Below are 21,793 nucleotides of genomic sequence, written 5' to 3' on the forward strand. Positions count from 1 at the left end.
GACGGCGGGCTCGGCCCGCCGCAGCATCACGGAGCACGGGCCGTCACCCGGGCCCGGCTATCCTACCGGGTCCGCGCTCGGGACACCATGCCCGCCGTCGTGCACCGTTCGGAGGTGCCTCCTCAGGAGGTGCCTCCTCCGGAGGGCGTCTTGCGCCGCGGCCGACGCACGAGCGCGCGCCACCGGTCCGGGCGGTCGGGGTAGAGCTCCTCCCACTGCTCGGAGATCGACTCCGAGACGCGCGTCGTCACGTGCTCGGTGAGGGCGGCGCGCGCCGCGCGCCGCTCGGCGCGCAGGATCGCGGCGTGCTCGACCCGGAGCGCACGCACCGTGGACACCGCCATCCCGATCATCACCACGGAGAACGGCAGCGCGATGAGGATCGCCGCCGTCTGCAGCGCCTGGAGACCGCCCGCGAGCAGGAGCGCGATGGCCAGCAGGCCGGAAGTACCCGCCCAGAAGATGCGGCTCCAGGTGGGCGGGTTCGGGTTACCCCCGCTCGCGAGCATGTCGACGACGAGCGAGCCGGAGTCCGACGACGTCACGAAGAAGACGACGATGAGCACGATCCCCACCACGGCGAGGACGTTCCCGAGAGGCAGGCCGTCGAACAGCTGGAAGAGCGCGGTGTCCGTGTCGACCTCGCCGTCGACGAGCATGCTGCCGGGCTCCATGAGCTCGCGGTACAGCGCCGACCCGCCGAACACGGAGAACCAGAGCGTCGTGACGATCGTCGGGACGAGGAGGGTGCCGAGGACGAACTCGCGGACCGTGCGACCGCGCGAGATCCGGGCGATGAACACCCCGACGAAGGGGGCCCAGGAGATCCACCAGCCCCAGTAGAAGATCGTCCACTGCGACTGCCACTCGAGGCCGGCCTGGCCCTGGAAGGCGGTGGTGTCGAACGTGAGGCGCACGACGTTCTGCAGGTAGTAGCCGAGCGACTGGACCCACTCGCGCAGGAGGAACAGCGTCGGGCCGAGAACCAGCACGAGCGCCAGCACGACGCCGGCGAGGACCATGTTGCCGTTCGACAGCCACTTGATGCCCTTGCCCAGGCCCGAGACGACGGAGAGCGTGGCGAGGGCCGTGATCGCGGCGATGAGCCCGATCTCGAGCGCGGTGCTCGGTTCGACGACGTCGAGGTACCCGAGTCCGGCCGCGATCTGGAGGACCCCGAAACCGAGCGACGTCGCGACGCCGAAGACGGTCCCGATGATCGCGACGACGTCGATGACGTCGCCGAGGCGCCCCTTCACGCGGTCGCCGAACAACGGCTCGAGGGCCCAGCGGATCGAGACGGGGCGGCCCTTGCGGTGGATCGCGTACGCGAGCGCGAGGCCCGCGACGACGTAGATCGCCCACGCGTGGATGCCCCAGTGCAGGTAGCTCTGCCCCATCGCGGCCTGCGCGAGCGACGCGTCGCTCCCCTCGACGCCGGGCTTCGGGTTCACGTAGTGCGAGAGCGGCTCGGCGACGCCCCAGTAGACGAGGCCGATACCCATCCCGGTGGCGAACAGCATCGCGAACCACACGGGCAGGCGGAAGAGCGGGGTCTCCTCGTCCTTGCCGAGCACGATGTCGCCGAACCGGCTCAGACCCATCCACAGCGAGAAGACCACGAAGCCGGCGACGACGATGACGTAGTACCACCCGAAGGCGCCGATCACGTCCGACTGCAGGGTCTCCATGACGGACGTGACGGTGTCCGTGAACAGCACCGTGAGCAGGACGAAGACCAGGATGATGCCCGCCGCCGGGTAGAAGACGCGCGGGTCCGGCCGACCCGTCCGCGGGGCGTCGGGATCGTGCGAGGACACGACCGGCGCGGAGCCGGTGCCCGGCCCGACGGCGTCCGTCGCCACGGCATCGGCCGTCGCGGCGTCGGTCGTCGCGGCGCCGGTCGTCGCGGCGCCCCCGTCGCGGGGCGCGTCGGCCCCTCCCCCGTCGGGCGCTGGCGCGGCCTCCTCGTCACGTGCTGGCTCGCGGGGCGTCTCGTGGTGCGGGGCGTTCATGGTCTCAAGGCTTGTCGGACGCGCGGGCCCCGGCAACCGGAACGCCCGCCCCGGCAGCAACAACGCCGGTCCTGGCAGCGGGAACGCCCCGGGGGCGGCCGCGTGCGCGGCCGCCCCCGGGGCGTCGTGAGGGCTCAGCGAGCCGTGGAGCGTGCGGTCAGAAGCCGGCGCCCGCGGTGGGCGGGGCGCTGCGCTCGTGGTCCACGTCCTCGCGCGCCGCTGCGAGCGCGCGCTCCTCGTCCGCCAGCGAGGACACCTCGTCGTTCGCGATGTCGCGGGCGGCGGCCTCGAGGAGGGCGTCGCGCGCGGCGCGGCGCTCGCGCTGCGCGGCCGGGTCCGGGACGGGGACGGCGGCGAGCAGGCGCTGCGTGTACGCGTGCTTCGGCTCGTGCACGATCTGCGACGTGTCGCCCACCTCGACGAGCTTGCCCTTGTGCATCACGGCGATGCGGTCGGACAGCAGCTCCACGACCGCGAGGTCGTGCGAGATGAACAGGCACGCGAACCCGTGCTCGCGCTGCAGGTCGGTGAACAGGTCGAGGACCCTCGCCTGGACCGACACGTCGAGGGCCGACGTCGGCTCGTCCGCGACGAGCAGCTTCGGCTCGAGCGAGAGCGCCCGCGCGATGCCGACGCGCTGGCGCTGACCGCCGGAGAGCTCGTGCGGGTAGCGGTTGCGCATCGCCCGGGGAAGCTCGACCTGGTCGAGCAGGCGCTCGACCTCACGGCTGAGCTCCTTGCCCTTGACGCCCTTGTGCAGCATGAGCGGCTCGCCGATCGACTCGCCGATGGGCAGGCGCGGGTTGAGCGACGACCCCGGGTCCTGGAAGACGATGCCGACCTCGGTGCGCAGCGGCTTGAGGTCCTTGGGCCGGGCGCCCACCATGTCCGTCCCGACGATCTTCAGCGAGCCGCCCGTGACGGGCAGCAGACCCACGGCCGCGCGGCCGATCGTCGTCTTGCCGGAGCCGGACTCGCCGACCAAGCCGACGACCTCGCCCTGGTGGATCTGGAGCGAGACCTCGTCGACCGCCCGGAACGCCGCCTGCCGGCCGCGGCCCGGGTACTCGATGACCATGTCCTGCGCGTCGAGCACGAGCGGCCGCTCCGGGACCGGGGCGCCCGCCGGCACGCGGTCCGTGGCGGTCGTCGTGCCGCGCTTGGAGCCGAGGTGCGGCACGGCCTCGAGAAGGCGCACCGTGTACGGGTGCTGCGGGTTGCCGAAGATCTCGGCCGACGTGCCGCGCTCGACGACCTGGCCGTCCTTCATGACCATGATCGAGTCCGCCATGTCGGCGACCACGCCCATGTCGTGCGTGATGAGGATGATCGCCGCGTCGACGCGGTAGCGCAGGTCGCGCAGGAGCTTGAGGATCTCCGCCTGGACAGTGACGTCGAGCGCCGTGGTGGGCTCGTCGGCAACGAGGAGCTTCGGGTCGCACGCGAGGGCCTGCGCGATCATCGCGCGCTGGCGCTGACCGCCGGAGAGCTGGTGCGGGTACGCGTCGAACCGGCGCTCGGGCTCGGGGATCTCGACGAGCCGCAGGAGCTCGATCGCACGCTTCTTCGCGTCGGCGGGACCGACGTTGAAGTGCGTCCGGATGGTCTCCACGATCTGGAAGCCCACCGTGTAGACGGGGTTCAGCGCCGTCATCGGCTCCTGGAAGATCATGGAGATCTCCTTGCCGCGGACATGCCGCAGCGAGCCGTGCGACATGCCGATGAGCTCGCGGTCGCCGAGCTTGGCCGAGCCGCTGGCGCGGCCGTTCGGCGGGAGCAGGCCCAGCAGCGCGAGCGACGACTGGGACTTGCCCGAGCCGGACTCGCCGACGATCGCGAGGACCTCACCGGAGTGGAGGTCGTAGCTCACGTCCGCGGCCGCGGGGTACCAGGCCTTGTCGACGTAGAAGTCCACGCCGAGGTTGCGCACGGTCAGCACGGGGCTGCCCTGGCGCGCGGCCGGGGCCGCGGGAGACGTCTCGATGGCCACGCTGATCAGTGTCCTTCCTGCCGGAGCCGGCGCTCGTGGCGCCGCGACTCTGCGAGCATGGGCGCATGGGTCCCACGCTGGTCTTCCGTTCGACGTACGGCCGAGTTCTCACGGTGGCGACGGGCGTCGTCGCCGTCGCCCTGGGCGTGAGCACGGCCCTGACGGGGGACGTCGGCGCGGTCGTCGGCGCACTGGTGCCCGCCGCGCTCGTGACGTACCTCGTCTGGATGCTGTTCTGGCGTCCCGCCGTCGAGGTGTCCGACGGCGGGGTCGAGGTCCGCAACGTCACGCGCACCGTGCACGTGCCGTGGACGGCGTACGAGGGCGTCGACACCCGCTACTCGCTCGAGGTGCGCTACGCCGGCGGACGCGTGACCGCGTGGTCCGCGCCCCGCTCGAGCGGCACGGCCCGCTGGCTGCGCAGCTCGCGACGGCGCGCCGTCGGCCAGGAGCAGGTGGTCACCGGCGCGAGCGCCGAGGCCGTGGCCGACGCCGTGACACAGCGCCACGCGATGCTCACGGCGGCCGGCCACCTCGACCGGGCGGTCCAGGGCGCCCCCGGCGCCCGCACGACGTGGCACGTCGTGCAGCTCGCCGTGCTGGGCGCGCTCGCGGTGGGGACGGTCGTGGCGCTCACCGCCTGACCGCGGCGCGCCGCGCCGCCCGAGAGGTCCACGACCTCCCGGGCGGGCGGCGACGACGGCGGTCATCAGCTGGCCCCGGCCTCGCCGGTCGCGCTCGGCGCCGTGGCGGCCGTCGGGCGGGCGACGCGCTTCGCACGGGCCATCTTGCGCTCCGAGGGGATGCGCTTCTGACGGGGGTCGAACGCGTCGCGCAGGCCGTCACCGATGAAGTTGACGCACAGCGCGATGGCGACGATGAACAGACCCGGCCACCAGAACAGCCACGGACGCGTCGCGAACGCCTCCTGGTAGTCGCTGATGAGCTTGCCGAGCGAGGTCGCCGGCGCCTGGATGCCGACGCCGAGGTAGCTCAGCGCGGTCTCCAGCAGGATCGCCGAGCTCATGAGCAGCGTGACGTTGACGATGATCACGCCGACCGCGTTCGGCAGCATGTGCTTGAAGATGATCCGCCGGTCGCTCGCGCCCGCGACCCGGGCGGCGTCGACGAACTCGCGCTCGCGCAGCGAGAGGAACTCGCCGCGCACGAGGCGCGCGAGCGGCGGCCACAGCACGAGCCCGAGGAACGCCCCGAGGATGAGCGCGTTGCTGCCGCCCGAGAGCAGGGCCAGCACCGCACCGATGACGATGACCGGCATCGTGATGATGAGGTCCGTGAACCGCATCAGCCACGAGTCGGTACGACCGCGGTAGTACCCGGAGAGCGCCCCGACGAGGACGCCCGCGATCGTCGCGATGACGCCGACGGAGAGCACGACGAGCAACGAGGTCTGGGTGCCCTGCATGACGCGGGCGAACACGTCACGACCTGCCTCGTCCTGGCCGAAGATGTGCGCCTCGGACGGTGCACCGCCGTTGACCAGGGGGTACGTGGACCCCTGCCCGGACGGCTTGTAGGCGTACCAGCCCTGCCAGCCGCCGATGCCGATCGAGGTGATCGCGAGCGCGACGATGCCGATCAGCACGACGAGCGCGACCACGGCGCCCTTGTGGTGGAAGAAGCGACGGCGGACGATCTGGCCCTGGGACAGGCCCTCGACCTCGCGCAGCTCGATCTGGTTCTCGACCGCGCCGCTCTGCGACGCGTCGTTCGGTGTGTTGGTCATGCGTTCACCCGGATCCGCGGGTCGAGGGCTGCGTAGATGAGGTCAGCCACGATGTTGGCGATGATGGCGAGGGCCGCGACGATGACGAGGTACGCCATGACGGGGTCGATCTCGCCGCGTTGCAGCGCGTTGAGGAAGAGCAGGCCCATGCCGGGCCGGGCGAACACCTTCTCGGTGATGATCGCGCCGCCCAGGAGCGTGATGACGTCGATCGGGACGATCGTCGCGAGCGGGATCAGCGTGTTGCGGAACCCGTGGCGCATGACGACGGTCCGCTCCGGCAGACCCTTCGCCCGCGCCGTGCGGATGTAGTCCTGGCTCATCACCTCGAGCATGCTCGCGCGCGAGTAGCGGGTGTACCCGGCGAACTGGATGAGCACGAGCGCGATCGTCGGGAGCAGCAGGTGGGTGTACTGGTCGAGGACCTGCACCCAGAAGTTGCCGCCGAGGTTCGGCGTGCTGTTGCCGATCGTCGGGATGGGCCGGCCGTTGATCGCCGGTGCGCCGAAGTACGCGGGCCAGACCGACATCACCTTGTCGACGAAGACCATGGACCCGACGAGGAACGCGGTGATGGCCGCAGCACGCGCGGACACGCCCTTGTCGGGACCGCCCCACGCGTACCCGACCCCGATGCCGACGCCGACGGTGACCACGGCGAGCACCAGCACGATCCACCAGTTGTCGACCTGCTTGAGGACCGACTGGATCGGGAAGTAGACGACGACCCCGATCAGGACCGTGGTGAGCGACGCGTACAGGGCGCGGCGGTTCTTCAGGCCCGAGACGAGCGCGGTGATGGCGAAGGCCAGCGCGGCGCCCGTAACGACGATGATGACCGGCCCGAGGTTCGGCTTCTCCCACCAGCCGGAGAGCTGCAGGTAGAGCAGCGCGAGCGCGCTCGCCGCGAAGCCCAGGCCGAAGACCGTGAGCCGCCGCCGCGCGGTCCCGCCGAAGGCGAGGGACCACAGCAGGCCGGAGATCGCGCCGATGCCCACGATCACGAGGATCGAGAGGTTCGGGTCGCGGAGGAAGTCGTTGAAGCCGATCGCGCCCCACTGCTTGAGCAGGACGGCGACCCAGAAGGCCGGGAGCGAGTAGAGCACGAACGAGACGAAGATCGTCAGGTAGTCGAAGGTGCTGTACTGCCGCAGCGCGCTGACGATGCCGACCATGACGCCGAAGACCACGGCAAGGACGGTCGCGGCGGCGACGAGCTGGATCGTCGAGATGACCGCGCCCTGGAGCAGGGTCGAGACGGACTGGCCACTCTGCCAGGCCGTGCCGAGGTCACCGGTCACGAAGTCGCCGAGCCACTTGAAGTAGCGGATCACCGACGGGGTGTCGAGATCGAGGTCGGCGGTGCGCTGGGCGATCAGCTGGGCCTTGTTGGGCTTCGTGCTCGACTCGAGATCCGCGAAGATGTACGGCCGGATCGCGGCGTCGACGAGCAGGTACATCGCGAACGTGGACACGAGGAGGGTCGCCAACCCTGCCAGCACACGCCGCGAGATGAAGGAGAACATCGGAGGTCTTACCTCGCTGGTCGGTAGGGACCCCGGGTCAGGGGCCGGTCGATTCTACGCGCGGGTCTCGCGTGGTCGTGAACCGAGGGCCCGGGACGCCGCGGGTCTGGGCGTCGGGGCGGGTGCACGCGAGGACCGGGGGCCCCGGGCGGAAAGCCGCCGGGACCCCCGGTCTCACACCTGGACGACCCTGCCGCCGCACGGGGCGGCGGCAGGGCGCGTCACGGACTCAGGGCACTCAGCCCTCGAACGTCCAGTTCCAGAACCCGTGGAAGATCGTCGGGCTGATCGTGATCGACTCGACGCCCTTCAGGTTCTCGTCCCAGCCCTGGATGGCGGGGAACTGGAAGATCGTCACGCCGAAGCCGTCGGCCCAGAGGTTCTTCTCGACCTCGAGCTGGAGCTGGAACTGCTCCTCCGGGTCCGTCGAGACCTGGAGCTTGTCGAGCGCGGCGTCCACGGCAGGGTTGTCGTACTTGCCGTAGTTGTTGACGCCCGGGTTCGGCGCCCAGCGGAAGTTCGCGTCCGACTCGGTGACCGCGGTCGAGGTCGACTGCCAGCCGAAGAGCGACGCGTCGTACTGGTCCTGGCCGGTGGCGAGGAGCGTGCCCCACTCGGCGGCCGGGCGGCCCGTGTCGACGATCTCGAAGCCGGCCTGCGCCGCGGTGTCGGTGATGAGCGCGAGCTCGTTCACGCGACGCGTGTTCTCGTTGTTGTACGCGAAGCGCACCTTGACCGGGGTGGCGACGCCGGCGTCGGCGAGCAGCTGCTTCGCCTTCTCGATGTCACCCGCCGGCGGGTAGAAGTCGGAGCCGTTCTCGGCGACCATCTGGTCGTAGTTCGGCGACCCCGGGAGCAGGATGTTCGAGTTGCGCACCTCGGCGTCCGGGTTCAGCGGCTTGATGAGGTTGTCGACGATCGTCTGGCGCGGGATCGTCAGCAGGAACGCCTGGCGCACGGCCTTGGCCTTCTCGGCGTCGCCACCGTAGGTGTTGGCGTCGAACGGACCACCGTTCTGGAAGACCAGGTCGACGTGCTCGTACGTGCCCTCGATGCCCGAGTGGGTCTCGACGCCGTCGAGGCCCTCGAGCGCCGTGCGGACGTCCGCGGAGGCCTGCGGGCCGATCAGGTCGACCTCACCGTTCTCGAGCGCCTGGACCTGGGCCATCGGGTCGTCGATGTACCGGACCGTGATCGTCTCGACCGAGCCCTTGTTCTTGCCCTTGAAGTCCGGGTTCGCCTTGAGCGTGAGGTACTGGTTCTCCTTGTACTCCTCCAGCGTGTAGGCGCCGTTGGAGACGTAGAGCGACGGGTCGTCCGGCAGCGAGGTGAACTCGAAGCCCTCGTTCCAGAACTTCGAGATCTTCGCCAGCGCCGCGGTGTCGTTGTTGAGGATCGCGTCGCGGACGGCGGCCTTGGCCTCCTCCGGGTCCTCGATCTCGAGCGCCTTCTGGCCCACGACGTGCGCCGGGACGAACTCGTTCGTCCAGCTGAGCTCCCAGTCACCGAACGGCTTGTCGTACACGACGGTGATCGACTTGTTGTCGTCCGAGATCTCGGGGTTCTGCGAGATGAGCGCGACGCCCGGGTCCGAGCCGTCGAAGTAGACACCGGCGTCCACCTCGGCCTGGTTCGTGACGTTGCCCTCTTCGTCCGTCTGGGCCTCGACCGTGTTGAACTTGCCGGACTGACCGGCCCAGTCCAGCAGGATCTCCGTCGCGTCGACCGGCGTGCCGTCCGACCACTTGGTGTCGTCACCGAACGTGTACTTCACCGTCAGCGGGTCGTCCGAGAGCTTCTCGTACGTGCCGAACGACTCGTCCTTGACGATGTTCAGGTCGGCGTCGTAGTAGCTGAAGCCCGAGTTGAGCATGTAGTTGATGACGGCGTTCTGCGTCGCGTTGCCGTTCTGGGAGCTCAGGTTGAGCTCGTTGAGCGGAGCCTCCCACGCGACGGTGACGGCGGTCGCGGTGTTGATGCCCGCGTCGTCGCCGCCGTCGGTCTCGCCCTCACCCGACGTGCCGCTGCACGCCGAGAACAGCAGCGCCCCCGTGACCGTCACGGCCAGGGCGGCACTCGTGCGCCTGATCTTCAATGTTCCTCCTCCAAGGGATGGTGGGCGCGGACGAGCGGGCGTCGATCGCCCCTCGGCCGCCCCGTCGCTCGCGCGCTCGCCCGGGGGTCGGCGCGCGTGGACGGGCATGCCCACCACGGTTTGAGGCCACGCTACCCAGCAAGTTGCGAAGGATCTCCCCCTTGCCCGGTTGCGGCAGGTGATCGTTACCGAGTTGATACTGGCCGGTACGGGCGCGTTTCCGGGCCGCGACGGCCGGGAAACACGCGCGAAACCTCCGGCCCCGGACGCGTGGACGCCCGCCGCGTCTCACGATGCGGCGGGCGTCCAGGGCTGTGACCTGCGTCTCAGACGTTGAAGCGGAACTCCACCACGTCGCCGTCGGCCATGACGTAGTCCTTGCCCTCGACGCGCGCCTTGCCCGCGGCGCGCGCCGCAGCGACGGAGCCGGTCTCGACGAGGTCCTCGAACGAGACGACCTCCGCCTTGATGAAGCCGCGCTCGAAGTCGGTGTGGATGACCCCGGCCGCCTGGGGCGCCGTCCACCCCTTGCGGATGGTCCACGCGCGGGCCTCCTTGGGCCCGGCGGTGAGGTACGTCTGCAGGCCGAGCGTGTCGAAGCCGACGCGCGCGAGCTGGTCGAGGCCGGCCTCGGTCTGGCCCGACTCCGCGAGCATCTCCTTCGCCTCGTCGGGCTCGAGCTCGACGAGCTCGGACTCGAACTTGGCGTCGAGGAAGATCGCCTGGGCGGGCGCGACGAGCGCGCGCAGGCGCGCCTGGAGGTCCTCGTCGGCGAGGCCCGCGTCGTCGGTGTTGAAGACGTAGATGAACGGCTTCGCCGTGAGGAGCTGCAGGCTCGCGACGTCCGCGAGGTCGAGACCCGCGGCGGCCGCGCCCTGGAAGAGGGTCGTGCCGGCCTCGAGGACCGCCTGGGCCTTCTGGGCCGCGTCGAGGAGGGCGGCGTCGCCCTTCTTGATCCGGACCTCCTTCTCGAGGCGCGGGACCGTCTTCTCGAGCGTCTGGAGGTCGGCGAGGATCAGCTCGGTGCTGATGGTCTCGATGTCGCCCTCGGCGTCCGTCGAGCCCTCGACGCGGACCACGTCCGGGTCGGAGAACGCGCGCGTCACCTGGCAGATGGCGTCGGCCTCGCGGATGTTCGCGAGGAACTTGTTGCCGAGCCCCTCCCCCTCGCTCGCGCCCTTGACGATGCCCGCGATGTCGACGAACGACACCGTGGCGGGCAGGACGCGCTGGCTGCCGAAGATCTCGGCGAGCTTGTCGAGGCGCGGGTCCGGGAGGGACACGACGCCGACGTTCGGGTCGATCGTCGCGAACGGGTAGTTCGCGGCGAGGACCTGGTTGCGCGTCAGGGCGTTGAAGAGGGTGGACTTGCCGACGTTGGGCAGGCCGACGATGCCGATAGTGAGTGCCACGTCGGCCGAGTCTACGGGCCGGGACCGCGGCGCGCGGTCCCGGCCCGCGCGTCAGGCGTACGACAGCACGCGCTGGAGCAGCTCGGGTGCCCGGCGGTCGTACGTGCGGGCACCCCACCGCACCCCGAGCACGAGCACCACGGCACCCACGACCACGCCCACCGCGAGGGTGACCCACCCGAGCACGGGCAGGTCGGCGACGATCGCGATGACGCCCGGGACGAGGAACGGGAGGGACAGCGCCAGGACGAGGAGCATCGCGACCGTCTGGGCGACGAGGGTCGCCATCGCGGCGCCCTGCGGCTGCTTGAACGGGCTGTCGCCCGGCTTGGGCACCGGGTAGAGCAGGCGCGCCGACGTCGCGCTGGAGATGCCGGTCGAGGTGAGCAGCACGCCCGCGGTGAGGCCGAGCAGCGCGGGCAGCGCGTCCCAGCGCCCGGCCACCGCGACGGAGACCACCGCGAACAGGAAGGACACGGCGCCGCCGGCGACGAGCACGGGGAGCGCCCGGCCCCAGCGGTCCGCCCGCCCGGGGACGCCCGACGACACGTGGAGCGCGAACGCGGTGTGGTCGTAGGCGATGTCGGCCGAGATGGAGAAGCCGAGGATCCACGCCGTGAAGGGCGCGAGCGCGAGGAAGATCTCCGAGCCGGTGCCGCCGCCGACGACGAGCAGCACGACGGGGATGAGCGGCACGACCGCGATCGACCCGGAGTAGCGCGGGTCGCGCAGCCAGTAGGTGGCCGTGCGCGCGGCGACGGCGCCCGTGGGCGTCGCCGGGAAGCGCGAGAAGAAGCCGAGGCCCTTGGCGCGGCCGCCCCCGCCGGAGGTGGGCGGCGTGACGAGGGCGCGCGCGAGCGCCTTGTCCCACACGACCCACGCGACCGCGAGGGTCGCCAGCGCGACGACGAGCCGCGCGAGCGCGAGGCCCCACGCGCCGTCGTGCACCGCGGCGCCGAGGCCCCACGGCGCGCCGAACGGCGTCCAGGCCGCGACGTCGGCGAGGCGCGTCACCATGCCGCGCACCGCGTCGCCGTCGACCGGGCCCCCGCCCAGCTGGGACCCCAGCCACGCGAACGCGGGCCCGATGAGGACGAGCGGCACGAACGCGGCGATCGTCACGACCTCGCGGTAGCGCCGCGACTCGAGCAGGGGCGCCAGCGCGGTCGTCGTCGCGCGCGAGCCGACGACGCACAGCGCGACCGCGACCACGGCTCCCACGAGCGCGGCGAGGACCGCGAGGGGCGTGCGCCACCACGCGAACGACGCGCCGAGCGCCGCGAGGGCCGTGACGATGCCCGGGATCGAGACGACGCCCGCGACGGCGAGGCCGGCGAGCAGCCGGCGCTGCGGGATGCCGAACAGCACGAAGCGCTGCGGGTCGAGGGTCGCGTCCACGCCGAACGCGAAGAGCGGGATCACCCACCACCCGAGGACGGCGAGCGCCCCGGCGAGGATCGTGATCGAGCCCGCGAGTGCGGCGTCCTCGGTGCCGAGGACGACCATCCCGACGACGAGCATCCCGACGACGAACAGCCCGTAGAGGACCCCGACGACGAAGCCGATGGTCTGCCACACGCTCCGGCGGAACGAGTTCCCCATGAGCGTGAGCTTGAGCCTTACGAACTGCGCAACCACGCGAGGCCCTCCGTGCTCTGCCGACCGCCCACGAGCTCGACGAACCGGTCTTCCAGGCTCTGGTCGCCGCGCACCGCGTCCACGGTGCCGGCCGCGAGGACGTGCCCGCCCGCGACGACCGCCACGTGGTCGCACATGCGCTGGACGAGGTCCATGACGTGCGACGACACCACGACCGTCCCGCCGCTGGCGACGTAGCCGGCGAGAATGTCGCGGATGTTGGCCGCGGAGACCGGGTCGACGGCCTCGAACGGCTCGTCGAGCACGAGCGTGCGCGGCGCGTGGATGAGCGCGGTCGCGAGCGCGATCTTCTTCGTCATGCCCGCGGAGTAGTCGACGACGAACGTGTTGGCGTCCTTCGCGAGGTCGAGGGCCGCGAGCAGCTCCGTGGTGCGCTCCGCCACCGTGTCGCGGTCCATGCCGCGCAGCAGGCCCGCGTAGGTCACGAGCTGGGCGCCGGTGAGGCGGTCGAAGAGCCGGACGCCGTCGGGCAGGACGCCGAGCTGGCGCTTGCCCGCGACCGGGTCGGCCCACAGGTCCGTCCCGTGGACGTGCGCGGAGCCGGCGTCGGGCCGCAGGAGGCCCGTCGCCATGGAGAGCGTCGTCGTCTTGCCGGCGCCGTTGGGGCCCACGAGCCCGTAGAACGAGCCCGCCGGCACGTCCAGGTCGATGCCGGCGACCGCGATCTTCTCCCCGAAGCGCTTCCACAGGGCGCGCAGGGACAGCGCGGCGGTGGGGTCCGGGGGCGCGGGCTGTCCCGGCGGAGCCGTGGGCCGGGGGTCGGGCGCGGCGCCCGGCACGCTGCCGGGGACGGGCGCGACAGGTGGGGCGGGGTGGGGATCGACCATGGCGCCAAGGTAGCCGAGCCCTCGGCCGCGGGGCGGTGCCTTTTGTCACGACCTGCGCGACGGCGCCCGCCCGCGCGCCGACCGGCCGTGCTGTCGGTGCCCCGTGGGAGGGTGCGGCCATGGACTCCTCGGGATGGTTGCTCTTCGCCGTCGGACTCGTGCTGGGGCTGGTGGTCGGCGCCGCGCTCGTGCTCGCGGTGCGGCGCGCCTCGCCCGACGCCGCGGGCGCGGAGGTCCGCCGTCTCACCCAGCTCCTGGGCCAGGCGCAGCAGGACGCGGCGCGCGGCGCGGGCCTCGCCGAACGGCTCGAGGCGGAGCGCGAGGGCTTCGCGCGCCAGCTCGGCGCGGCCCAGCGCAGCGCGGACGAGCGGCTCGACCTCGCCCGGGCCACCCACGAGCAGCAGCTCGCGGAGCTGCGGGCCGCGGCCGAGCGCCGCGTCGCGGAGGTCCAGGGCGACCACCGGCGGCTCGAGGCCCAGTTCGAGGCGCTCTCGCGCAAGGTGCTCGCCGCGGGCACGGAGCAGTTCCTCGTGCAGGCGGAGGAGCGCATGCGGCGCAGCCAGGAGCAGGGGGCGGCCGAGCTCGCGCGCCGCGAGGAGGCCGTGCGCCACCTGGTCGAGCCGCTCGCCGGGGCGCTGGAGAAGGTGCGCGCGGAGGTCGCCGAGGCCGAGCGGGCCCGCCTCGCCGCGCACGGGAGCCTCGCGGAGCAGGTGCGCGGGGTGCGCGACGCGTCCGAGCTGCTGCGCGCCGAGACGTCGCAGCTCGTGACGGCCCTGCGCTCGTCGCAGGTGCGGGGCGCGTGGGGCGAGCTCCAGCTCCGCCGCGTCGTCGAGGCGGCGGGCATGCTCCCCCACGTCGACTTCGTCGAGCAGGACCAGGTCGCGACCGACGACGGCGCGCTGCGCCCGGACATGGTCGTGCGGCTCGCGGGCGGCAAGCAGGTCGTGGTCGACGCGAAGGTCGCGTTCCTCGGCTACCTCGACGCGCAGGGCGCCACCGATCCGGCCGTGCGCGCGGACCGCCTGGCCGCCCACGCCCGCCACATGCGCAAGCACGTCGACGACCTCGGCGCCAAGCGCTACTGGGACCAGTTCGGCCCGGCACCGGAGTTCGTCGTCATGTTCGTCCCGGCGGAGTCGTTCCTCTCGGCCGCGGTCGAGCAGGACCCGTCGCTCCTCGAGCACGCGGTGTCCAAAAACGTCGTCATCGCGACGCCCATGACGATGGTCGCGATGCTGCGGACGATCGCCTACGCGTGGCGGCAGGACGCCCTGGCCACGAACGCGCAGCAGGTCCTCACGCTCGGCAAGGAGCTCCACGGGCGGCTCGCGGTCATGGGGTCGCACCTGGCGAAGCTCGGGCGCCAGCTCCAGAGCGCCGCGGACTCCTACAACCGGACGGTCGGCTCGCTCGAGACGCGCGTGCTCGTCAGCGCGCGCCGGTTCGCGGACCTGCACGTGGTCGACGACGAGCTGACGACGCCCCCGACGGTGAACCCGCAGCTCAGCGCGGTGAGTGCGCCCGAGCTGCTCGCGTCCGTCAACGAGTCCGTGGTCGCGATCGACGAGCGCCCCGACGACCGCGACGAGCCTCGGCGGGAGCCGTCGGCCGGCGGGGCGAGCGCCTGAACGCTCCCCCGGGGCCGACGGCCGCGGAAGGCTCCGGCGCGGGCGTCAGACGGGCTGGACGGAGAGCGAGGTGCGGCCGCCGCGGGTGGGGCGCCCGCCGTCGGCCGTCGAGCCCTTGAGGTCGGCGCGCAGCTCGCGCGGCAGCGAGAACATGAGGTCCTCCGTCGCCGTGCGGACCTCCTCGACCGCGCCGAACCCGCGCTCCGCGAGGTAGGCGAGCACGTCGTCCACGAGGATCTCCGGCACGGACGCGCCCGAGGTCACGCCCACGGTCGTCGCGCCGTCGAGCCAGGCCGGGTCGATCTCCTTCGCGTGGTCGACGCGGTACGACGCCCCGGCCCCCGCCTGGAGCGCGACCTCGACGAGGCGCACGGAGTTGGACGAGTTCGCCGAGCCGACCACGATGACCACGTCCGCGTCGGGAGCAAGCTTCTTGACCGCGACCTGGCGGTTCTGCGTCGCGTAGCAGATGTCGTCGCTCGGCGGGTCCTGGAGGGTCGGGAACTTCTCCCGCAGCCTGCGGACCGTCTCCATCGTCTCGTCGACGGAGAGCGTCGTCTGGGAGATCCACACGACCTTGTCCGGGTCGCGGACCACGACGTCGTCCACGTGGTCGGGCGAGTCGACGACCTGCACGTGGTCGGGGGCCTCCCCCGCGGTGCCCTCGACCTCCTCGTGGCCCGTGTGGCCGATGAGCAGGATGTCGTAGTCGTCCTTCGCGAAGCGCACGGCCTCCTTGTGCACCTTCGTCACGAGCGGGCACGTGGCGTCGATCGTGTCGAGGTTGCGCGCGGCCGCGGCCGCCTTCACGGCGGGTGACACGCCGTGGGCGGAGAACACGACGCGCGCGCCCTCGGGCACCTCGTCGGTCTCGTCGACGAAGATCGCGCCGCGCTCGCTGAGCGTCTCGACGACGAACTTGTTGTGCACGATCTCCTTGCGCACGTAGACCGGCGCGCCGTAGTGCTCGAGCGCCTTCTCGACCGCGACGACGGCGCGGTCGACGCCCGCGCAGTAGCCGCGCGGCGCCGCCAGCAGGACGCGCTTGCGGGTCCCGTCGACGGCAGGGGTCGCGACGGGGCGGTCGGTCGGGGACGCGGACGAGCCGGCGGGGAGGACGCTCACGCTCCCGAGTCTAGGCGAGCGGCGGTCGCCCGACCCCGGTGAGCCCGCTCACCCACGGCCCGGCCCCGACGTCGTCACGTCCCGCGCGCGAGGCGCACACAGACCCTCCGCAGGCGCGGCGTGCGGCACGCGTGTCGCACCCGCCCGCCGGGCGCGCCGGGTCGACGTCCGTCCCGCCGCCCCCCAAGATCGAGGGCATGAGCGACGACCCGGGCGGCACGACGTCACCCGTGCCCGACGCGCACCGACGACGCCGCCGCGTGTGGTGGTGGCTCGTCCCGCTGCTGCTCGTCGTCGTCGCGGCGGCGGTCGTGGTCGTCGGGACGCTGGAGCACCGCGCGTGGGTCGCCGCCGTCGAGCGCTACGACGCCGAGGTCGCGCGCGTGACGCAGGACGCGACGGACGGGCGCGCGCGGGCCGAGGCGGCGTACCTCACGCGGCTCGTCCCGACGACCGCGGCGGAGGTCGCGAGCGCGGCGCTGCTCGCCGCGAGCGAGGGCCAGGTGGACGACCCGGCGGTCCGCGAGCCCCTGGCCGCCGCGCTCCAGGAGGCCACCACGCTCCGCACGACCCCGGTGACCTACCCGGAGGAGGACCGCACCGTGGACGCCCTGTCCCGCCCGAACCCGCTGCACCCGGGCTCGCGCCCCGCCGTCCACGTCGAGGTCGTGACCGGCTCCGAGCCCGCGGCGGACGCCCTGGACGAGGCCGCCACCGCCGTCGTCGAGGCGGCGGAGCCCGTCGCGACCGCGCAGCGGCAGTGGGCGTACGACGGTCTCGAGGCGGCGGCGACCGAGGGCCGGCCCGTCCTCACGGAGTCGGCCGGCCTCGTCACGGACGAGGGCACGCGCACGACGCTCGACGGGCTGCTGACGCAGGCGACGACGACGCTGGACGCCGGCCCGGGCGGCGCCCCGGTCGCCGAGACCGTGGCGCTGCGCGACGCGGTGCTCGCGGCGACGGAGGCCGTCTGGTCGGACCGGCTGGCGCTCCAGCTCGCCCAGCGGCGCGACCAGGCGCGGGCGACGGGCGTGGACTGCGCGGTCGAGCGGTGCGTGGCGCTCACGTTCGACGACGGGCCCGGGCCCGACACCGAGCGGCTCCTGCAGGTGCTCGCGGAGAAGCACGTCTCGGCCACGTTCTTCCTCGTCGGGAGCAACGTGGAGAAGCGGCCCGACGTCGTGCGCGACACGGCGGCCGCCGGCCACCTGCTCGCGAACCACACCTGGGACCACCCGCAGCTCACGACGCTCGACGACGACGCCGTCCGCGACGAGCTCGCGCGCACCCAGGCGGCGATCGAGAGCGCCGCGGGGGTCACCCCGACGCTCCTGCGGCCCCCGTACGGGGACGTCGACGACCGCGTGCGGTCGGTCGCGCTCCGCTCCGGGCTCCAGGTGGTGCTGTGGAACCTCGACACGCTCGACTGGAAGACGCGCGACGCCGCGGAGACGCGACGCCGCGCGGTGGAGGGCGCGCAACCGGGCAGCGTGGTGCTCATGCACGACATCCACGCCTCGACCGTCGACGCCGTGCCCGGGATCGTCGACGACCTGCGCGCGCAGGGCTACCGCCTCGTCACCGTCGACCTGCTCGCGCCCTGAGCGCTCGACCGGCGCGCCGGCCGGCGCGCTCGGTACCGCGGTGCGTTGGGTGGGCGTGGGTGGGGTGCGGCAGGCTGGTCCCGTGACCGCCTCCCTCCCGCTGCCCGACGACGCCCCGCGTCCGGGTGCCGCGCCCGCCGGTCCGGCGGCCCGCGGCCCCCTGCCGGCGCGCGCGCTCGAGACGAGCGCGGAGCACCCGTGGCCGGTCCGGCTCCTGTCGCGCAAGATCGAGCAGTACGTCGAGCGGATGGCGCCGGTCTGGGTCGAGGGCCAGGTCGTCCAGCTCAACCGGCGCCCGGGCACGTCGACGGCGTTCCTCACGCTGCGCGACACGGACCTCGACATGTCGCTCCCGGTGTCGGCCGCGTCCCGCGTGCTCCAGGGCACGCCGGTGGAGGAGGGCGCGCACGTCGTCGTGCACGCGAAGCCGGTGTTCTGGACGCGGCGCGGCACGCTCCAGCTCCAGGCGCGCGAGATCCGTCCCGTCGGCGTGGGCGAGCTGCTCGCGCGGATCGAGCACCTCAAGCGCGTGCTCGCGGCGGAGGGCCTGTTCGACGCCGACCGCAAGCGGCCGCTGCCGTTCCTCCCGGCCGTCGTCGGGCTGGTGTGCGGGCGCGAGTCCAAGGCGGAGCACGACGTCGTGGTCAACGCGCGCGCCCGCTGGCCCCAGGTCCGGTTCGAGATCCGCGAGGTGGCCGTCCAGGGCGCCCACGCGGTGCAGCAGGTGGGTGACGCGATCCGTGCGCTCGACGCCGACCCGGAGGTGGAGGTCATCGTCGTCGCGCGCGGCGGGGGCGCCGTCGAGGACCTCCTGCCCTTCTCGAACGAGGCGCTGGTGCGCGTCGCGGCGGCATGCCGCACGCCGCTCGTGAGCGCGATCGGCCACGAGACCGACTGCCCGCTGCTCGACCTGGTCGCGGACTACCGCGCCTCGACCCCGACGGCGGCGGCCAAGCGGGTGGTGCCCGACGTGACGGAGGAGCGCGCCCGCGTCGCGCAGGGCCGTCAGCGCCTGCGCAGCGCGATCGCGGGGCGCGTGTCCCGCGAGCAGGCAGGGCTCGACGCGCTGCGGTCCCGGCCCGTGCTCGCCGACCCCGGGCGGATGCTCACCGACCGGCAGGATCGGGTCGGGGCGCTGCGGGACCGGGCACGCCGGGCGCTCGACGCGCGGCTCGTGCGCGCGGCGGGCGAGGTCGGCCGGCTCGAGGCTCAGGTGCGGGCCCTGTCCCCGGCCTCGACGCTCGAGCGGGGGTACGCCGTCGTGCAGCGGGCCGACGGGCACGTGGTCCGCTCCCCCGCCGACGTCGCGACGGGCGACGCGGTGCGCGTGCGTCTCGCGCGCGGCGCGCTGGACGTGGCGGTCACCGGCACGCACGACGACGGACCCGCTCCCGGCCGGGAGGCGTCGTGACTCGCCCGCGCCGGTTCTGGACCGCCCGCCGGACGACCGGTCGGGCCACGACGCACAGATGGGGTTGAATACTGCAGTGACTTCCTTTGACAACGCTGTCACGTCCGACGTGTCGACGCTCTCCTACGAGCAGGCGCGCGACGAGCTCGTGCAGGTCGTCGCCCGGCTGGAGGCCGGGGGCGAGCCGCTCGAGGACTCGCTCGCGCTCTGGGAGCGCGGCGAGGCGCTCGCCGCGCGCTGCCAGGAGTGGCTCGACGGCGCGCGCGCCCGCCTCGACGCCGCGCGCTCGCAGGACGACGCGACGGCACGCGGCACGACCGACCCCGACGACCCGACCGGAGACGACGCATGAGCACGAGCACGGACCCCGCCCAGCCCGCCGCCGCGGCGCCCACCGAGCACGTCCTCGTCGTCGGCGAGGCGCTCGTCGACGTCGTGCACCGCGCGGACGGCAGCGTCGCGGAGCACCCCGGGGGCAGCCTCGCGAACGTCGCGCTCACGCTCGGGCGGCTCGGGCGGGACGCCCGGCTCGCCACGTGGCTCGGGCAGGACGCGCACGGCGAGGCGGTGCGGGCATGGCTCGACGACTCCGCCGTGACCCTCACGCCCGGCAGCACCGACGCCCCCACGACGAGCGTCGCCACCGCGCACCTCGACGCGCACGGGGCGGCCACGTACGAGTTCGACCTGGAGTGGCGCGTCCCCGCGGGCACGGCTCCCGACGCCGGCACGCTCGCCGTGCACACGGGCTCCATCGCCGCGGTGCTGGAGCCCGGCGCGTCCGACGTCCGCGCGCTCGTCGCCGCGGCGCGCGACACCGCGGCGATCACGTACGACCCCAACGCCCGGCCCGCCCTCATGGGCGACCCCGCCGACGCGCGCACCCGCATCGAGGCGCTCGTCGCGCTCGCCGACGTGGTCAAGGTGAGCGACGAGGACGTGGCGTGGCTCGTGCCGGGCGCGAACCCGGTCGCCGTCGCGCGCAAGTGGCTCGCGCTCGGCCCGGCGCTCGTCGTCGTGACGTTCGGCGGCGAGGGCGCGGTCGCCGTCACCGCGGCGGGCGAGCAGCGCGTCACGGCCCCACGCGTCGAGGTCGTCGACACCGTCGGCGCGGGCGACTCGTTCATGGGCGCGCTCCTCGACGGGCTGTGGGAGGCCGGCCTGCTCGGCGCGGACCGGCGCGAGGCGCTGCGTGCGATCGACGCCACCGTGCTCGGCGACGTGCTGCGCCGCTGCGTCGCGGTCGCCGCCGTCACCGTCTCGCGCGCCGGGGCCAACCCGCCGCGACGCGCGGAGCTCGCCCTCGGCTGAGCCCGACCACGGCTCCGAGGCCGCGCCCACGAGCCCGGGCACGAGCCCGCCCAGAGCCCGGCCACGGGCCTGAGCACAAGTCGGCCGCCCGGGCACGAGCCCGGGCGGCCGAGACCTGCGTCAGACCTGCGCGTCCTGCTTCTGCGCCCGCTCCAGGGAGCGCTTGCGGTCCTCGACGTTCTCCTGCTCGATGCGCTCGGCCTCCGCGGTGTCGCGCGTGAGGTTCTCGCTCGTCTCCGGGTCGAAGATCATCATCTTCGTCGGGTCGAACCACAGGTCGGTCACGTCGCCGTCGCGCGCACGCGACGCCGAGTCGAGCGCCACGACGAACTGCGTGCGCACGCCCTCGCCGTCGAGCTCGCGGTCCAGCTCGTCGAGCTGCCCCTTCACGGACTCGTGCATCTCGAACGGGACGTAGGCGTAGAGCTCCGCGCCGAGCCACTCGGTGACGTCGATCTGCGCCTCGAACGTGTGGCCCCGGTCCTTCTTCGCCGGGTCGACGAGCCGCGCGTCCTCGAAGTGCTCGGGCCGCAGGCCGACGATCACCAGGCCCCGGTCGCCGACGGCCGTCGCGATGCTCTCCGGCATGTCGAACTCGCCGAACGGCAGCGTGATCTTCCCGCCCGAGACCTCGCCGGGCAGGAAGTTCATGGGCGGCGTGCCGATGAAGCCCGCGACGAACAGGTTGACCGGCTGCTCGTAGAGGCCGCGCGGGCTCGCGACCTGCTGGAGCACGCCGCGGCGCAGGACGGCGACGCGGTCACCGAGCGTCATGGCCTCGGTCTGGTCGTGGGTGACGTAGACGGTCGTCGTGCCGAGCCGGCGCTGCAGGCGCGCGATCTCGGTGCGGGTCTGCCCGCGCAGCTTGGCGTCGAGGTTCGACAGCGGCTCGTCGAACAGGAACGCCTTCGCGTCGCGCACGATCGCCCGGCCCATCGCGACGCGCTGCCGCTGACCGCCCGAGAGGTTCGCGGGCTTGCGGTCGAGGTGCTCGCGCAGGTCGAGCATGTCGGCCGCGCGCTCGACCTTCTCCCGGATCTCCTCCTCGCTGTGCTTGCCCTTCGCGAGGCGCAGCGGGAACGCGATGTTCTCCGCGACCGTGAGGTGCGGGTAGAGCGCGTAGTTCTGGAACACCATCGCGAGGTCGCGCTCGCGCGGCGCCTTCTCGTTGACGCGCACGCCGTCGATCTCGAGCTCGCCCGCCGTGATGTCCTCGAGCCCCACGATCATGCGCAGGACCGTCGACTTCCCCGAGCCGGACGGCCCGACGAGGATGACGAACTCGCCGTCCGCGATGTCGAGGTTGACGTTGTCCACGGCGAGGAAGCCGTCGCCGTAGCGCTTGACGATGTCCTTGAGGGTGATCGACGCCATCAGCTCTCTCCTCGGGTTCGGCGTGCGGCACGGTGCCCGGCGGACCGGGAGGGCGTGCGGTGGTGGACG

Annotated in this window: 16 protein-coding genes; 6 read left to right on the forward strand and 10 right to left on the reverse strand. The window is 73.0% G+C overall.

The features are described from left to right. Positions 1-122: 122 nt before the first annotated feature. Positions 123-2,015: a BCCT family transporter gene (locus B8281_RS16395; RefSeq protein WP_085388267.1), complete on the reverse strand. Its 1,893-nt coding sequence runs from the start codon at positions 2,013-2,015 to the stop codon at positions 123-125. A 157-nt stretch (positions 2,016-2,172) separates the two neighbouring features. Then, positions 2,173-4,005 carry an ABC transporter ATP-binding protein gene (locus B8281_RS16400; RefSeq protein ID WP_034651454.1) on the reverse strand — a complete coding sequence of 611 codons (1,833 nt, stop codon included), beginning with the start codon at positions 4,003-4,005 and terminating at the stop codon, positions 2,173-2,175. 65 nt (positions 4,006-4,070) lie between these two features. Here B8281_RS16400 and B8281_RS16405 point away from each other — a divergent pair, with 65 nt between their 5' ends. Further along, on the forward strand, positions 4,071-4,649 hold the full coding sequence (locus tag B8281_RS16405; RefSeq protein WP_081599989.1) for a PH domain-containing protein: 579 nt from the start codon (positions 4,071-4,073) through the stop codon (positions 4,647-4,649). A gap of 65 nt (positions 4,650-4,714) precedes the next feature. Here the strand turns inward: B8281_RS16405 and B8281_RS16410 are convergent, their stop codons facing one another. From B8281_RS16410 to B8281_RS16435, 6 genes are all read right to left on the reverse strand, one after another. After that, the gene (locus B8281_RS16410) at positions 4,715-5,752 is read right to left on the reverse strand and encodes an ABC transporter permease (RefSeq protein WP_085388268.1); all 1,038 of its coding nucleotides are present in this window, start codon (positions 5,750-5,752) and stop codon (positions 4,715-4,717) included. Beyond that, the gene (locus B8281_RS16415) at positions 5,749-7,278 is read right to left on the reverse strand and encodes an ABC transporter permease (protein ID WP_021482266.1); all 1,530 of its coding nucleotides are present in this window, start codon (positions 7,276-7,278) and stop codon (positions 5,749-5,751) included. The genes B8281_RS16410 and B8281_RS16415 overlap by 4 nt, the downstream gene beginning before the upstream one ends. Positions 7,279-7,516: 238 nt before the next feature. Next, positions 7,517-9,373, reverse strand: a complete 1,857-nt coding sequence (locus B8281_RS16420) for an ABC transporter family substrate-binding protein (protein ID WP_085388269.1) — start codon at positions 9,371-9,373, stop codon at positions 7,517-7,519. Positions 9,374-9,699: 326 nt separating this feature from the next. Further along, positions 9,700-10,785 (reverse strand): redox-regulated ATPase YchF, encoded by a 1,086-nt coding sequence (gene ychF / locus B8281_RS16425; RefSeq protein WP_034651448.1) that lies wholly within the window; start codon positions 10,783-10,785, stop codon positions 9,700-9,702. Positions 10,786-10,836: 51 nt separating this feature from the next. Further along, positions 10,837-12,423, reverse strand: a complete 1,587-nt coding sequence (locus tag B8281_RS16430; protein ID WP_085388270.1) for a hypothetical protein — start codon at positions 12,421-12,423, stop codon at positions 10,837-10,839. Further along, positions 12,405-13,271 carry an ABC transporter ATP-binding protein gene (locus B8281_RS16435; RefSeq protein ID WP_085388271.1) on the reverse strand — a complete coding sequence of 289 codons (867 nt, stop codon included), beginning with the start codon at positions 13,269-13,271 and terminating at the stop codon, positions 12,405-12,407. Before B8281_RS16435 ends, B8281_RS16430 begins: the two co-directional genes overlap by 19 nt. Positions 13,272-13,390: 119 nt before the next feature. Between B8281_RS16435 and rmuC the strand changes: the two genes are divergently transcribed. Next, the gene (gene rmuC, locus B8281_RS16440; protein ID WP_085388272.1) at positions 13,391-14,899 is read left to right on the forward strand and encodes a DNA recombination protein RmuC; all 1,509 of its coding nucleotides are present in this window, start codon (positions 13,391-13,393) and stop codon (positions 14,897-14,899) included. 45 nt (positions 14,900-14,944) lie between these two features. Here rmuC and B8281_RS16445 read toward each other — a convergent pair whose 3' ends face one another. After that, the gene (locus B8281_RS16445; protein WP_034651469.1) at positions 14,945-15,937 is read right to left on the reverse strand and encodes a 4-hydroxy-3-methylbut-2-enyl diphosphate reductase; all 993 of its coding nucleotides are present in this window, start codon (positions 15,935-15,937) and stop codon (positions 14,945-14,947) included. 284 nt (positions 15,938-16,221) lie between these two features. Between B8281_RS16445 and B8281_RS16450 the strand changes: the two genes are divergently transcribed. From B8281_RS16450 to B8281_RS16465, 4 genes are all read left to right on the forward strand, one after another. Beyond that, on the forward strand, positions 16,222-17,628 hold the full coding sequence (locus B8281_RS16450; protein ID WP_157446661.1) for a polysaccharide deacetylase family protein: 1,407 nt from the start codon (positions 16,222-16,224) through the stop codon (positions 17,626-17,628). 82 nt (positions 17,629-17,710) lie between these two features. Continuing rightward, positions 17,711-19,039: an exodeoxyribonuclease VII large subunit gene (gene xseA / locus B8281_RS16455; protein WP_085388274.1), complete on the forward strand. Its 1,329-nt coding sequence runs from the start codon at positions 17,711-17,713 to the stop codon at positions 19,037-19,039. Positions 19,040-19,097: 58 nt separating this feature from the next. Continuing rightward, positions 19,098-19,391 carry an exodeoxyribonuclease VII small subunit gene (locus tag B8281_RS16460; RefSeq protein WP_051028398.1) on the forward strand — a complete coding sequence of 98 codons (294 nt, stop codon included), beginning with the start codon at positions 19,098-19,100 and terminating at the stop codon, positions 19,389-19,391. Then, positions 19,388-20,350 (forward strand): carbohydrate kinase, encoded by a 963-nt coding sequence (locus tag B8281_RS16465; protein ID WP_085388275.1) that lies wholly within the window; start codon positions 19,388-19,390, stop codon positions 20,348-20,350. Before B8281_RS16460 ends, B8281_RS16465 begins: the two co-directional genes overlap by 4 nt. A 120-nt stretch (positions 20,351-20,470) precedes the next feature. On the opposite strand, the gene B8281_RS16470 is transcribed toward B8281_RS16465, so the two are convergent. Beyond that, on the reverse strand, positions 20,471-21,724 hold the full coding sequence (locus tag B8281_RS16470) for an ABC transporter ATP-binding protein (RefSeq protein ID WP_021482413.1): 1,254 nt from the start codon (positions 21,722-21,724) through the stop codon (positions 20,471-20,473). Between the last annotated feature and the right edge of the window lie 69 nt (positions 21,725-21,793).

The sequence above is a fragment of the Cellulosimicrobium sp. TH-20 genome, assembly GCF_002105775.1.
In the GTDB taxonomy this organism is placed as follows: Bacteria; Actinomycetota; Actinomycetes; order Actinomycetales; family Cellulomonadaceae; genus Cellulosimicrobium; species Cellulosimicrobium funkei.

What these genes read in the sequence shown, in the direction of transcription:
- B8281_RS16450 (WP_157446661.1), top strand. Translation starts at nt 16,222, where the DNA reads ATGAGCGACGACCCGGGCGGCACGACGTCACCCGTGCCCGACGCGCAC.
- rmuC (WP_085388272.1), top strand. Translation starts at nt 13,391, where the DNA reads ATGGACTCCTCGGGATGGTTGCTCTTCGCCGTCGGACTCGTGCTGGGG.
- B8281_RS16405 (WP_081599989.1), top strand. Translation starts at nt 4,071, where the DNA reads ATGGGTCCCACGCTGGTCTTCCGTTCGACGTACGGCCGAGTTCTCACG.
- B8281_RS16395 (WP_085388267.1), bottom strand. Translation starts at nt 2,015, where the DNA reads ATGAACGCCCCGCACCACGAGACGCCCCGCGAGCCAGCACGTGACGAG.
- B8281_RS16415 (WP_021482266.1), bottom strand. Translation starts at nt 7,278, where the DNA reads ATGTTCTCCTTCATCTCGCGGCGTGTGCTGGCAGGGTTGGCGACCCTC.
- B8281_RS16465 (WP_085388275.1), top strand. Translation starts at nt 19,388, where the DNA reads ATGAGCACGAGCACGGACCCCGCCCAGCCCGCCGCCGCGGCGCCCACC.
- B8281_RS16460 (WP_051028398.1), top strand. Translation starts at nt 19,098, where the DNA reads ATGGGGTTGAATACTGCAGTGACTTCCTTTGACAACGCTGTCACGTCC.
- B8281_RS16470 (WP_021482413.1), bottom strand. Translation starts at nt 21,724, where the DNA reads ATGGCGTCGATCACCCTCAAGGACATCGTCAAGCGCTACGGCGACGGC.
- B8281_RS16435 (WP_085388271.1), bottom strand. Translation starts at nt 13,271, where the DNA reads ATGGTCGATCCCCACCCCGCCCCACCTGTCGCGCCCGTCCCCGGCAGC.
- B8281_RS16410 (WP_085388268.1), bottom strand. Translation starts at nt 5,752, where the DNA reads ATGACCAACACACCGAACGACGCGTCGCAGAGCGGCGCGGTCGAGAAC.